Genomic DNA, 12,627 nt, shown 5'->3' on the forward strand with positions numbered 1-12,627 from the left:
GAAAATACTACGGAATACATAACTATGCCATCTAAATCTCTGGTTTCTTTCTCACTCTCGATTTGTTCAGTAATGTTACTAGGTTCGCCCGTACTCAGTCAAGCGCAAAGTCAGTTGCCCTATTGGACTAAAGCGACATCACCAACGGTAGCTCGGCAAGAGCTTTATCCAGAAGTTTTGAACAACAAAATTTACGTAGTCGGCGGTTTACTCAGCCCAAACACTGGCTTTTCCGCCCACTTCGAGTCTTACGACCCGGTCAAGGATACTTGGACAGTATTAAGACCGCTACCGGAAGCACGCCATCATATTACACTGTCGGCAGTCAATGGTTTACTCTATGGTATTGGCGGTTTTACTGGCGGGTTTCCAGACTGGCGCGCACAGCCGACTATGTTTATCTACAATCCCAGTTCTAATACTTGGACTCAAGGTACTGACCTGCCAGTGGCTCGCGCCGAGGGGATATCCGCAGTAGTTGATAATAAAGTCTACCTAATTGGCGGGCGCGTTCGAGCTACTGAAAACGCTCGACTTTTCAACGACCACATCGACAGCGTACGAAACGAAGTATTCGATCCAATAACTAAACGATGGTCGTCCCTTGCCAATGCATCGACACCGCGAAACAGTGCAGCCTCAGCCGTAATTGATGGCAAAATCTATGTTGTTGGTGGGCGCAAATTTTCCAAAAATGCTGATGGCACTGCACGCCAAGTCAATGTAGCAAATCTTGAAGTTTACGATCCTAATCTCAATCGCTGGCAGACGCGATCGCCTATGCCTCAAGCTAGAGGAGGTCTGGCGGCAACTTCCCATTTGGGCAAGCTTTACGTTTTTGGCGGCGAACAATGGGTTCCAGAGCAGAAAGTTTTTGCCGAAAGTTGGGTATACGACCCGAAAACTGACAAATGGGAAACATTACCACCCTTACCAACCCCCCGACACGGATTAGGGGCATCCGCCGTTGGCAACCGAATTTTTGTTTTTGGTGGCGGAACTAAAACGGGCGGAAATGCCGCTACAACGAGCCACGAAGTGCTAGTATTGCCCACCAACGGAGCAATACCTTAATCTTTTACTATTTAAACACTACGCCAACTTGTTCAGGCTTTCAATCTACAACATCAGCTTGTTTTAATGCCACCGCTAATTTTGTCATAAATTCAACAAAGACGCGAACTTTAGCCGAGAGATAGCGTTTTTGGGGATACAATACTGCGATCGGTAATCCAACTTGAGTCGCGTAAGATTGAAGAATGGGTTGGAGGTTTCCACGCGCGATCGCTTTGGCGGCAATAAATTTAGGCAGTTGGACTACACCCGCTCCTTGAATCACTGCTGCTAAAATCACCTCTGAGTCATCAAATCGCAGATAACTATCAACAGCAAGGTCAATTATTTTGCCCTCTTGTTCAAATTTCCAGATAGGTTCTTGTCGAGTTTGTGGATAGATAAAATTGACAGTGCGATGCTGCAATAGTTCGATGGGCGTTGTGGGCATACCATATTGAGCCAGATACGACGGCGAGGCACAGGTGATGTAGCGTGCCGTTGCTAAGTAGTGCATGATTAAACTGCTATCGCTGCTGATGCCAATCCGCACCGTTGCATCAATACCTTCCTCAATCAGATCGCTCAAGCGATCGCTAAAAGAAACATTTAGCTTTAAGTCAGGGTATTGTGTGGCAAATTGCAGCAAAGTCGGGGCAATGTGCATTTTGCCAAAGGTATTACTAAGATCGATCCGTAAAGTTCCGCTCGGTATAGATTGCGATCGCTTGACTTCAAGTTCGGCTTCTGACAAATCGTTGATAATTTGCTGACAGCGTTGATAAAATCGGTTGCCATCTTCAGTCAGTGTCAAACTGCGAGTCGTTCGCCCAAGCAAGCGCACCCCCAATTGGTCTTCTAAACGTAATACCGCTCGACTCACAGCCGAAGGAGCCATGCCCAACTGTCTTGCTGCTTCAGAAAAGCTGCCACATTGAGCGGAGCGCATAAAAATCATCAGGCTTTTCAGCTTATCCATTCCCTCCACCACAGCTTTGAATTTTTTGCACAAGTGTTTTGAAGTTTAACTACTTTTTCTCTTTTCTTGTACAAGCTACTGTTTAGATAAGTTGAAATTGCCAAGTCCCAAATAAGATTAAGGAAACAAATATGACACAGCAAACAAACGCACAACAAATCATCTTAGTTATCGGAGCAACGGGCAATCAGGGCGGCGCGGTGGCGCGTCATCTTTTGCAACGAGGAAAATTTAAAGTTCGCGCTCTAGTTCGAGATCAAAATAAGCCCGCATCTATTGCCCTTCAACAAGCGGGTGCAGAACTTGTAAAAGGTGATCTGGGCGATCGCGCTTCCTTGGATCGTGCTTTTGCAGACGTTTATGGCGTTTTTTCAGTACAGGACTTTAAAAATGGATTGGACACCGAGATCCGTCAGGGCAAGGCTGTTGCAGACGCAGCCAAAGGCACAAATATTCAGCATTTCGTCTACAGTTCGGTGGGTAGCGCCCAACGCAACACTGGGATTCCGCATTTTGATAGCAAGTTTCAAGTTGAAGAATACATTCGAGAAACCGCATTACCTTACACAATCATGCGTCCGGTGTTCTTCTTTTATAACTACAACGGAATGCAATCAATGGTTGAAACCGGAACGCTTTTTCAGCCTCTCAGTCCCGAAACAAAATTACAGCAACTATCCGAAGAAGATTATGGGGCAATGGTTGCTGAGGTATTTGAGCGCCCCGCAGACTTTATGCACCGCGAGATCGAAGTTGCTAGTGTGGAAATGACAATGCCAGAAATCGCTGCTGCCTTTAGCCAAGTTTTGGGACAACCCGTCAACTACCAACAAATTCCGTTTGCAGCATTTGAGCAGCAAGCTGGAGAGGAAGTAACCATCATGTATCGTTGGTTTGAGAACGTCGGCTATATTGCAGACTTTACACAGTTGAAACACGATTTTCCTACACTGACTGACTTTGAATCCTATTTGCGCTCCGGTAATTGGGCAAAATAAACCAATATGGAAGCGAAAGTATAGAAAGTTTTTGCTGCCGCTTGAGTACAAGGTTGATTATGCCAGCAGATTTGCTAACCAAGGAGATAACGATGAAAGTATTGATAGCTGGAGCAACGGGCAAGTATGCCAGCCTTGTAGTGCCAGAGCTAAAGCAGCGTGGTGTTACGGTGCGATCGCTGATACGCAATGAAAGTAAATCAGAGGCGGTACGGCAGCAAGGAGCAGACGAGATTGCGATCGCAGATTTTCGTGACCCCGCTAGTCTTCGTGCTGCTGCTAGTGGTGTAGACGGAGTATTTCATATCAATCCCGCCTTTGCACCCGATGAGGCAGAGCTAGGCGTAGCAATGGTTGAGGCGGCAGTATCTGCTAATGTACAGAAATTTGTTTTCTCCAGTGTCATCCACCCGTCAATTTCTAAGCTAAGTAATCATGCAGCTAAACGTCCAGTGGAGGAAGCTTTGTACGAATCAGGGATGGAATTTACTGTCTTGCAGCCCACTATGTTTATGCAGAATCTCAATAGTAGCTGGAGCGCCGTGTTGGAACATGGTCGTTTCTCTCTGCCTTACTCCAAACACGTAAAAGCATCTTACGTCGATTACCGCGATGTCGCAGAAGTCGCCGCCCTAGCGCTGACTGGGGACAAGCTGAGTTACGGCACTTTTGAGTTGTGCGCCCCTGGCATGGTCAACCGTGTAGAGTTGGTGACGCTGATGAGCGAGGCGCTGGGGCGCACTATTGAAGCAGGGGAGCCAGCCTTTGAGGAGTGGGTGCAAGCAGCGCACATAAACGATCCAACTATTAAAGAGGGTTTGGCGCGGATGTATGCCAACTACAATCGCTATGGTTTTCCTGGCGGCAACTCTTTAGTATTGCAAGCTATTCTCGGTCGAAATCCGCGATCGCTAAAACATTACATTTACGAGCTAAAGAGCCGTTGAGAATCAATTGTCCCAGAATTTACAGGTGGTAATATTTGGCGTTTTAAAGTAGCAAGTAACCGTTGATGACTTTTAATCAGGTGATGTTCGCCTTGAATACCAAGCATGAATAAGTAGATTCTGAAAAAATAGCACAGGTGGATCAAAGCCAGCCGATGCAATAATTGATGCAACTTCCTGGGGTGGCAGCACAGCAACATCATGACCATAAGCAGCGCGCATTTTTTCAATGTCGTCCTCCGGCAATTCGGCAGACTTCATCATTCGTAGCCAAATCTCAAGAAGGCTTTGATAGTCTGAAGTAGACATATCAGAAGCTATATCAGAACTGATCAAATATCCTTGGGGGCGAAGTCGTAAAGCAATTTGGTTAAAAAAGTTGCGCCTCTCCTCTTTCTCCATAATAAAGTGAGAAACCACAAGGCAAGTCGCCGCATCAAAGGAGTCTGATTCGGGCAGTGAATCGAGATAACCTTCGTGAAAAGTGCAACGGGATGTGATGCCACCTTCTTCAACGCGCTGACGACAAACATTAATCATCGCGATCGCAGGTTCTACCGCCGTAAATTGCCATAGTGGAAATGCTTGAGCTAGATTAATCAATTCCGATCCAGTTCCTACACCGACGCAAAGTATCCGGGCATCGGCAGGAAGCTCAGATAGTATGGCGCGGATCAATAAATCAAGGGAGTCGCGGATTGGAGCCAACTTAGCCCACCTTTGATCGTAGGCAGAAGCAGTTTTTTGGTCAAAAACAATAGCTGGTTGTTGATTTTTCATGTGGGGAAGTCAATAAGAGAGCAAGCAATTAGTTTTTGTTGAGGAAGTAGATAACAGCAAATCTAACTTAATATGCCCCTACTGTGGCAGAGCGCCGAACGCTAAAAAAGGCAAAATAAAAGAACACCATTTTGCTCATGATGGGGAAACCTGCAATTTAGTTGTCAAGAGAAAACCGCGTGATATTCCGCATCTACCGTTGTACGATGCTTTCAATATCTATTTGACAGGCAAGCAATTAGAGCGGCTTAAAAAACTATGGCACAGGTACAAATTTCATAAATAGCGGTATTAATCGCCTCGCAGTGCTGCCATTATGAGTTGTTTGCATCAGAACCCTGTAGACGTTTATTCAAAACAGGAGCTTGAGTGGATATTACTTGTTCGATGACATCAGCAGCATAGCACACTCCTCCTGCCTCCTGAATAGCGGAGCATAACTTCGCTGCATTATCTCGATAAGTACGCTCTTCCAACACTTTCTTAATAGCCATCTTTAATTTAGGAACATTCAGTTTGGTAAGGGGTACGACTTCACCTGCACCAACTCGTGCGACCCTTGCTGCCATGCCTGGTTGATCGGTGGTAATTGGAATAGCAACCATTGGAACTCCACTACTTAAACAACTTAATGCTGTGCTGCCTGCATGAGTAATCACTAGGTGAGAACGGTTAATGAGTTGTTGATGAGGAGGGAAAGCAACTACAATTGGATTCCCAGGAAAATCAGCCTTCGATACATCTGCTTTAGCATTTCCTAGGGAAATTACTAACTGAGCATCAATATCCAAGCAGGCTTCGGCAATGCAATGAAAAATTTTCCAATTTTGGTTCTGCAACGTTCCTAGAGTTGCATATATTAAGGGCTTACCGTTTAATACGTCAAAAGAGAAATGCTGTCTATTTAAGGATACAGGTTCTATATCTGAGGGATTCTTGAGAGGTCCTGCATAATGAAACCACGGTGCGATTTTTTGCCGGGGAAAATCGAGTTCTTGAGGTAATTGAGATATCTGAGCAAGTTTTGAATAGGAATCAGTCCGCTTGTAATGAGGTGGCAAATGCCATGTTTTTCTCTGCTGAACCAATACATCCCAAATAGATCGAGTTAGATAATTAGTTAGAACATTCCCTAACTGATTTCGCAGTTTAGCCCACCAAACATTTTTATATGTCCAGTGAGTGAAATAAGGAGGAACCCCAGGTTCTGTATTAATGGGCAATGCATTGCAGACTGTAATAAAAGGTAAGTTTAGATAGTCGGCGATAGTTCCCCCAGCACTTGTAACTTGATCGATAAGAAGAACATCTATTTGAGCGTTACGAATAGCGTCAGGAGCATCACGAAACAACATACTAGCTTCTTTCTTAAAAAATTGGATGGCAAATTTTAAGCCTTCTAATCCAGTTAATTGTCCTAATTGAGCATACATACTTTCTATGCTGCCAAGGGGAAAATCCCTACCCCCGATTTCACAAAATTCCAAGTTAGACTGAGAAATTTTTTCCTTTACTTCTGGCACACCAAACAACAGGACATTGTGTCCGCGACGCAGCAATTCAATCCCCAAATTGCACATTGGATTTAAATGACCGATTGCACCAGGACATAGAATACCAATACGAGACATATAGATTAATGGTTAAGAAAGCAAGTCACTTTAGTATAGACCTCTTGCAAAAGTAGGTGTTAGAATTGGGAGAAAAAGATGAGATAGAAACAATAATGACTTATAAACAAGTAAAAAAGCTGACTTCTGAAGAATTCAAACACTAGACCTCTTGCAAAAGTGTTAATTGAGATAGAGTGAGTAGACATACTCAGGAAATTGTTGATGAAATACGAGGAAGCTAAAAAGCTCATTCCAACTGAATGTAAGCGTTTATGTGGCGTATATCCAGAAACTTTTGAGCTAATGGTGGAAATAGTAAAAGTTTATCAAAAGCAGAAAAAAGTTTTGGGAAGACCGAGCAAACTTAGTACAGAAGACCAGGTTCTTATGACTCTAGAATATTTAAGAGAATACAGAACTTATTTTCATATTGCCAAAGATTGGGGTGTATATGAATCTACAGCTTTTCGGATAATTAGAAAAGTGGAAGATGTTTTGATAAAATCATCCAGTTTTAAGTTGCCAGGAAAAAAGAAGCTATGGGAAAGTGAAGCCGAACCCAAAGTAATAGTAATAGACGTGACGGAATCGAAAATTGAACGCCCAAAAAAAACAGAAGCGATGCTATTCCGGAAAAAAAAGAAATCACACGATTGTTGTCTCAAGTGGTTGCCAACCAAGAAACAGGCGAAATCATCTGTACTTTTTTTGGGCAAGGAGGAAGCCATGATTTCAAGCTTTTTAAGTTAAGTAAATTAAAAATAAGAGAAGAACTTATTTGTTTAGGCGACAAAGGATATCAAGGCATTAAAAGATACCATAATAAAAGCTTAACACCTAAAAAGAAACCAAAAAATTCACGCTTAAGTCAAGAAGATAAACGGCAAAATCAACAACTAGCAAGGGCAGAGAATTATTATCGAACATATCAACAGAAAACTCAAAATATTCAGGATATTATCAGAAAAATATCGCAATCGGCGCAGAAGATTTGGCTTAAGATTCAACTTAATAGCTGGACTCTATAACTATGAACTTATGAGAGCTAATACTATCCCTAATTAACTTTTGCAACACATCATTAATTTGGGTGCGATAAGCCTGATGTACTTCTTGCAATAAAGCTTGGGTTTCTTGCTGGCTCAGATATACAGATACAGTATTAGCCTCCGCTACAGTATTTTTGCCACCTGCATCATGATGATTGAGCAAATGCTGTACTATCTGTTCCCACAAATCGGGGTTACTTCCGGGCGCAACTTCTAATAATAGTGACTGATTCCAGTAGTGCGCGTCGGGTTGATTTTGTGCCAAAAACCAGTGCTGAATCGGTGTAAGGGGTACTGCACCTGTAATTAATCCTTGTTCTATGGCGGTAGTTTGATTTGTAGTTGCTGCAATTACAGCAGGCACTAGGTATGCCCTTGGTAGAGGTTTGGCTAGGGTTGCTGCATTTCCCTACGCCGCAACAGTGGGATAGCACGGGGGAGTTTTATCGGGATGCGCGGGATTTTTGGATTAAAAGGTAGAAATTAATTTGAATCGCACTTGCTAAATTCAGGGCATAGGAAACAAAACTCTGTAGATTTAATAATGGCATTGTAGGTATTTTTTACGCCTTGAGAGTCAATAATTATTACTGCCTCGCCCACTTGACTTTTTCCCTTGCTCACTACTTTCCCTATTCTCCCTTTTCAAGGTTTTAGGCACAAAACCCCAACTCGTAGTTTGAGATACAAAACTCTGAGTCAATTTAAGACTCAATGAGGTTAGATATTTTATTTTCTAGTTTGATGCATGGCTTGCTCGACTCGACGCGAATTTTATTTGACTTGCAACAAGCAAACAAAATTGCTCAAAGCTTGTCTGGCTGCCTAGAACTAGAGGAAATTGCTCATCGAGTTACCGATGGTTTGGTAGAGAAATTTGACCAGTGTTTAGCTCGGCTTTGGCTAGTTGAACCAGACCAAACTAGCTTAAAACTCATTGCTTCGGCGGGAATGTACCGTCATACTAATGGTTTCTTTTCCCGCGTACCGATGGGGGCATTTAAAGTAGGCAAAATTGCTCAGAATCACGTTTCTTTTTTAAGTAACAATTTAGCTGGGGAACCTTGGGTAGGCAATAAAGAATGGGCAAGGTCTAATAATATTCATGGGTTTGCTGGGTATCCTTTGATCATTAACGACAAAGCTATTGGCGTTCTAGCAGTCTTTAGTAATCAAGCGTTAGAGCTAGAGTTTTTGGAAGTATTACAAACTCTTTGTACGATCACTGCGGTTGCTTTAGATACTGCCATGCAATACCAAAAGATTAAACAGTCTTGGCAAGCAAATGATAATACTTCTAACTTAAGTTTATGCGATCGCTTAGTTACTATTCTCAGCACTACTCGATTGACTTTGATAGGAACAGAAAAACCATTAAATCTACCTTTAAGTTATGTTTTTCTGCAAACTGCGGAAATTCTCAAACACCTTGAGTGTAATTCTTGTCGGCTAATTTATGGTGAAGATACGGCAAGTCTTGAAGCTATTTTCCCTATCAAGAGCGCTTTCAGTCCGCAGACGTGGATAGAGTTGTGCTTGAATGAACTATGTTTTATTGCTGCTTACTTAGGCGGCTCGTTGCATCAAGCTAGTATCGACGGACGAGCAATGCAAGTTGTGCTAAAACTTCCCTATAGTGGCGAAGTTTTAAAGCAGCAATTACAAATTAAGTGTCGTTCGCCGATTTTACAATTGGCTTTTACTCACCTATGTGTTTTAGCAGGTTTAACAATTGGCGATTGCGAAAATTTACCTCTGCTAACCGATGATATTACTAAGATACAGACCGCAAAATCGGTAATCTGGATTGAGCAAAAAGATCGAATACCTCAAGGAATTACCGCCAAGGTTAACTTATCTACGACTCCAGAACAATTGCGTTGCTGTGTAGAATCAGTAGTTAGCGGTCAATCTTGGGGCATTGAGGCGGAGGGAATAAAGCAAAACCTAAGCGATCGCGAATTAGAGATTTTGACTTTGTTAACCCAGGGTAAGCGCGATCGTGACATTGCTCAAGATTTAATTATTAGTGAAAGTACCGTCAAGTTTCACATGAATAATGTTTTAACCAAACTCAAGGCAAAAACTCGGTGTCAGGCGATCGCTTGTGCGATCATTAATGGTTTGATTTAACACAAGGTAAACTTTTTCTATGGCACTCTTGGCATTACCTATTGATTTAGCTAGGTCATAGCATCTACAACAAATGCGATTGCACCTTCACCTAGTCTTATTGCTAAACTTAAATCCAAAGTATTGAGAGCTACAAAAGACTTACTCAGCCAGCACTTAATCTGACAGTACATTGCTGGAGCAAAGAGTAGTTATGAAAAATCATTATCCTATAGTTATTGTGGGCGGCGGTCAAGCGGGATTATCTCTAAGTTACTGCTTGAAGGAAAAAGGCTTTGAGCATATTGTCTTTGAAAAAAATACCATTGGCTACTCCTGGCGTTCTAAACGTTGGGATTCTTTTTGCTTGGTGACTCCCAATTGGCAATGTAAGTTACCTGGTTATCACTACTTTGGCGATGAACCAGAAGGGTTTATGCAAAAAGACCAAATTGTTCAATACATTGAAGATTATGCCGCTTCTTTTGCGCCACCAATTAGAGAAGGCGTAGAAGTGTTAAAAGTGCGGAGTTTTCAAGGTGAATTTGCTGTAACTACTACCATTGGCGAATATACAGCAGATAATGTTGCGATCGCATCTGGTAGCTATCATCGCCCCAAAATCCCCCCAGTAGCCCAAAATCTCGATAAATCTATCCTGCAATTACATTCTTCTGAATATAAAAATCCCCAATCTTTACCCGATACTGTATTAGTTGTAGGGACTGGACAATCTGGCTGTCAAATTGCCGAAGATTTGCATCTTGAAGGGAAAAAAGTACATTTGTGTGTTGGTAGCGCTCCTAGATCACCACGCAGATATCGCGGTAAAGATGTCGTGGAATGGTTAGATAAAATGGGTCACTACGATTTACCCGTTGACAAACATCCGCAAAAAGAGCAAGTTCGCGCCAAAACTAACCATTATGTAACCGGACGCGATGGCGGGAGAGAGATTGACTTGCGCCAATTTGCTTTAGAAGGAATGCAATTGTATGGATCTTTGCATGACGTTACAAGTCCTTATCTACACTTTCGAGACAATTTGCAGCAAAATTTAGATGGCGCGGATGCGGTGGCGGAAAATATCAAAAAAAACATTGATAAATTTATTGACTCTAACCAGATTCAAGCACCTGTAGAACCGGACTATCAACCAGTTTGGCAGCCTGAAAAGGCGAAACCTTTACTTGATTACCAACAAGCAAATATTGGCGCGGTTATTTGGTGTACGGGTTATCATTCCGATTTTAGTTGGATAGAAATCCCGGTATTTGACGATAAAGGCTATCCCCAACACGATCGCGGTGTAACGGCTCATAAAGGCTTGTATTTTCTCGGTTTGCCTTGGTTATATACTTGGGGATCGGGTAGATTTTCGGGAATAGCAAGAGATGCGGGTTATTTGAGCGATCGCATTGCAGCTAATCAAAATATTTTGCAGTCTGTTCGTTAAGTACCTATCTAAATCAATAGGTATAGAGAGAAGTTTAGTAACCAAAGCCATCGCAACTAGCTTTATTGTTAGACCTAAAACTTTCGTATTTATAAATACAAAACCCTTATTCCGGTAGCACTTAATCTAGCAAAACGATAAACAGTTTTGCAAAGGAGAACATTATGCCTGAAGTTACAACACCCGCACACCAAACTGGTGACTTTTTTGTCGATTACGAAGAAAAAGTATTTCCCGATGTCAAAGCTGAACCCGGAGAAAAAGCCTTAGTTACCTTTCATACTGTCGCCTTTGAAGGTTCGATTGGTTTTGTAAACTTGCTTCAAGCTACCCGTTTGCAGCGTAAAGGTTTTGAAACAGCAGTTTTACTCTACGGGCCAGGCGTAACACTCGGAATTCAACGCGGCTTTCCTAAGCTTGGTGATGAACCATTCCCCGGTCAGCAAAACTTTAATAACCAAATTACTAAATTTATGTCAGAAGGTGGCAAAGTATACGCCTGTCGCTTTGCACTGCAAGCACTCTACGGACATGGCGAACCTTCTTTAATTCCAGGGATTCGTCCAATTAATCCTCTTGATGTCCTCGATCTAATTTTGATGCATCGCAAAGATAACGCCTTTATTCTCGATACCTGGACACTGTAAATATGGATTATTCGCGCCCAATTAGAGCCGCCGCCGTCCAAATAAGCCCAGTGTTGTATAGTCGGGATGGGACTACAGAAAAAGTATTGAAAGCGATCGCCAATGCTGCCCAATCTGGCGCTCAATTAGTAGTTTTTCCTGAAACTTTCATTCCCTATTACCCTTATTTTTCCTTTGTACAGCCCCCGGTACTCATGGGTAAAGAACATCTGAAACTGTACGAAGAAGCGGTAACTGTACCGGGTGCGGTAACTGATGCGGTGAGTCAAGCCGCCCGTACTTATAACATTGTGGTGGTATTGGGAGTAAACGAACGCGATCGAGGTTCTCTATATAATACTCAACTAATTTTTGATGCCGATGGGACTTTGTTACTCAAGCGGCGCAAAATTACCCCTACCTATCACGAGCGGATGGTATGGGGACAGGGAGACGGTGCGGGTTTAAAGGTTGTAGATAGCGCCGTTGGCAAGTTGGGGGCTTTGGCTTGTTGGGAACATTACAACCCCTTGGCGCGATTTGCTTTGATGGCGCAGCACGAACAAATCCATTGCGCTCAGTTTCCAGGTTCTTTAGTTGGACAGATTTTTACTGACCAAATTGAAGTAACAATTCGCCATCACGCTTTAGAATCTGGCTGTTTTGTTGTCAATGCGACAGGTTGGCTATCCAAAGAACAAGTTGCCCAAATTACTACCGATGAGAAATTGCAAAAGGTTTTGAGTGGGGGTTGCAATACTGCCATTATTAGCCCGGAAGGTAATCATTTGTGTGCGCCAATTACTGAAGGGGAAGGAATGGCGATCGCCGATCTTGATTTTTCCCTAATTACCAAACGCAAGCGAATGATGGACAGTGTAGGTCATTACTCCCGCCCAGAATTGCTGCAATTGCAAGTAAATACCAACGAGCAAACCGTTATGAAACCTTTAAGCCAGGAGTTTCACACCCTTGTAGAAACTTACCCAATTCTGAAGGAGTGAAGCCTAAAAA

At 42.8% G+C, this 12,627-nt stretch carries 11 protein-coding genes and 1 pseudogene; 8 read left to right on the forward strand and 4 right to left on the reverse strand.

Features of this window, described 5'->3' with window-relative positions; all coding sequences use genetic code 11:
* Window positions 1-24 precede the first annotated feature (24 nt).
* Window positions 25-1,074 (forward strand): Kelch repeat-containing protein, encoded by a 1,050-nt coding sequence (locus SYN7509_RS0218075; RefSeq protein ID WP_009630187.1) that lies wholly within the window; start codon window positions 25-27, stop codon window positions 1,072-1,074.
* Between the two features lie 40 nt (window positions 1,075-1,114).
* Here SYN7509_RS0218075 and SYN7509_RS0218080 read toward each other — a convergent pair whose 3' ends face one another.
* On the reverse strand, window positions 1,115-2,032 hold the full coding sequence (locus tag SYN7509_RS0218080) for a LysR family transcriptional regulator (protein WP_009630188.1): 918 nt from the start codon (window positions 2,030-2,032) through the stop codon (window positions 1,115-1,117).
* Window positions 2,033-2,163: 131 nt separating this feature from the next.
* Between SYN7509_RS0218080 and SYN7509_RS0218085 the strand changes: the two genes are divergently transcribed.
* Both SYN7509_RS0218085 and SYN7509_RS0218090 read left to right on the forward strand, forming a co-directional pair.
* On the forward strand, window positions 2,164-3,030 hold the full coding sequence (locus SYN7509_RS0218085) for an NmrA/HSCARG family protein (protein WP_009630189.1): 867 nt from the start codon (window positions 2,164-2,166) through the stop codon (window positions 3,028-3,030).
* A gap of 92 nt (window positions 3,031-3,122) precedes the next feature.
* On the forward strand, window positions 3,123-3,977 hold the full coding sequence (locus tag SYN7509_RS0218090; RefSeq protein ID WP_009630190.1) for an SDR family oxidoreductase: 855 nt from the start codon (window positions 3,123-3,125) through the stop codon (window positions 3,975-3,977).
* A 72-nt stretch (window positions 3,978-4,049) separates the two neighbouring features.
* Here the strand turns inward: SYN7509_RS0218090 and SYN7509_RS0218095 are convergent, their stop codons facing one another.
* Together SYN7509_RS0218095 and SYN7509_RS0218100 are read right to left on the reverse strand one after the other, a co-directional pair.
* A complete protein-coding gene (locus tag SYN7509_RS0218095) occupies window positions 4,050-4,757 on the reverse strand; it encodes a class I SAM-dependent methyltransferase (RefSeq protein ID WP_009630191.1) in 708 nt (235 codons plus the stop codon).
* Between the two features lie 314 nt (window positions 4,758-5,071).
* Window positions 5,072-6,388: a glycosyltransferase gene (locus SYN7509_RS0218100; protein WP_009630192.1), complete on the reverse strand. Its 1,317-nt coding sequence runs from the start codon at window positions 6,386-6,388 to the stop codon at window positions 5,072-5,074.
* Window positions 6,389-6,592: 204 nt separating this feature from the next.
* Here SYN7509_RS0218100 and SYN7509_RS26320 point away from each other — a divergent pair.
* Window positions 6,593-7,435 (forward strand): annotated as a pseudogene (locus SYN7509_RS26320) (IS5 family transposase).
* On the opposite strand, the gene SYN7509_RS0218110 reads toward SYN7509_RS26320, so the two are convergent.
* A complete protein-coding gene (locus SYN7509_RS0218110; protein ID WP_028954424.1) occupies window positions 7,379-7,783 on the reverse strand; it encodes a condensation domain-containing protein in 405 nt (134 codons plus the stop codon). The pseudogene SYN7509_RS26320 and the gene SYN7509_RS0218110 sit on opposite strands and share 57 nt — an antisense overlap.
* Before the next feature lie 350 nt (window positions 7,784-8,133).
* Here SYN7509_RS0218110 and SYN7509_RS0218115 point away from each other — a divergent pair, with 350 nt between their 5' ends.
* The 4 genes from SYN7509_RS0218115 to SYN7509_RS26325 all read left to right on the forward strand — a co-directional run bounded on the left by SYN7509_RS0218115 (window position 8,134) and on the right by SYN7509_RS26325 (window position 12,617).
* Window positions 8,134-9,552 (forward strand): LuxR C-terminal-related transcriptional regulator, encoded by a 1,419-nt coding sequence (locus SYN7509_RS0218115; RefSeq protein ID WP_009631596.1) that lies wholly within the window; start codon window positions 8,134-8,136, stop codon window positions 9,550-9,552.
* A 193-nt stretch (window positions 9,553-9,745) separates the two neighbouring features.
* Window positions 9,746-10,987 carry an MSMEG_0569 family flavin-dependent oxidoreductase gene (locus SYN7509_RS0218120; protein ID WP_009631598.1) on the forward strand — a complete coding sequence of 414 codons (1,242 nt, stop codon included), beginning with the start codon at window positions 9,746-9,748 and terminating at the stop codon, window positions 10,985-10,987.
* Between the two features lie 164 nt (window positions 10,988-11,151).
* Entirely contained in the window at window positions 11,152-11,634 is a 483-nt protein-coding gene (locus SYN7509_RS0218125; protein ID WP_009631599.1) for an MSMEG_0572/Sll0783 family nitrogen starvation response protein, read from the forward strand.
* Between the two features lie 2 nt (window positions 11,635-11,636).
* Window positions 11,637-12,617: a Nit6803 family nitrilase gene (locus SYN7509_RS26325; protein WP_009631600.1), complete on the forward strand. Its 981-nt coding sequence runs from the start codon at window positions 11,637-11,639 to the stop codon at window positions 12,615-12,617.
* Window positions 12,618-12,627 lie beyond the last annotated feature (10 nt).

Origin of the sequence: Synechocystis sp. PCC 7509 (assembly GCF_000332075.2) — a bacterium.
In the GTDB taxonomy this organism is placed as follows: domain Bacteria; phylum Cyanobacteriota; class Cyanobacteriia; order Cyanobacteriales; family Chroococcidiopsidaceae; genus Aliterella.

Excerpts from the sequence above, each read along its gene's own strand:
- SYN7509_RS0218085 (WP_009630189.1), top strand. The coding sequence starts at position 2,164 with ATGACACAGCAAACAAACGCACAACAAATCATCTTAGTTATCGGAGCA.
- SYN7509_RS0218080 (WP_009630188.1), bottom strand. The coding sequence starts at position 2,032 with ATGGATAAGCTGAAAAGCCTGATGATTTTTATGCGCTCCGCTCAATGT.
- SYN7509_RS26325 (WP_009631600.1), top strand. The coding sequence starts at position 11,637 with ATGGATTATTCGCGCCCAATTAGAGCCGCCGCCGTCCAAATAAGCCCA.
- SYN7509_RS0218125 (WP_009631599.1), top strand. The coding sequence starts at position 11,152 with ATGCCTGAAGTTACAACACCCGCACACCAAACTGGTGACTTTTTTGTC.
- SYN7509_RS0218115 (WP_009631596.1), top strand. The coding sequence starts at position 8,134 with ATGAGGTTAGATATTTTATTTTCTAGTTTGATGCATGGCTTGCTCGAC.
- SYN7509_RS0218075 (WP_009630187.1), top strand. The coding sequence starts at position 25 with ATGCCATCTAAATCTCTGGTTTCTTTCTCACTCTCGATTTGTTCAGTA.
- SYN7509_RS0218120 (WP_009631598.1), top strand. The coding sequence starts at position 9,746 with ATGAAAAATCATTATCCTATAGTTATTGTGGGCGGCGGTCAAGCGGGA.
- SYN7509_RS0218090 (WP_009630190.1), top strand. The coding sequence starts at position 3,123 with ATGAAAGTATTGATAGCTGGAGCAACGGGCAAGTATGCCAGCCTTGTA.
- SYN7509_RS0218095 (WP_009630191.1), bottom strand. The coding sequence starts at position 4,757 with ATGAAAAATCAACAACCAGCTATTGTTTTTGACCAAAAAACTGCTTCT.
- SYN7509_RS0218100 (WP_009630192.1), bottom strand. The coding sequence starts at position 6,388 with ATGTCTCGTATTGGTATTCTATGTCCTGGTGCAATCGGTCATTTAAAT.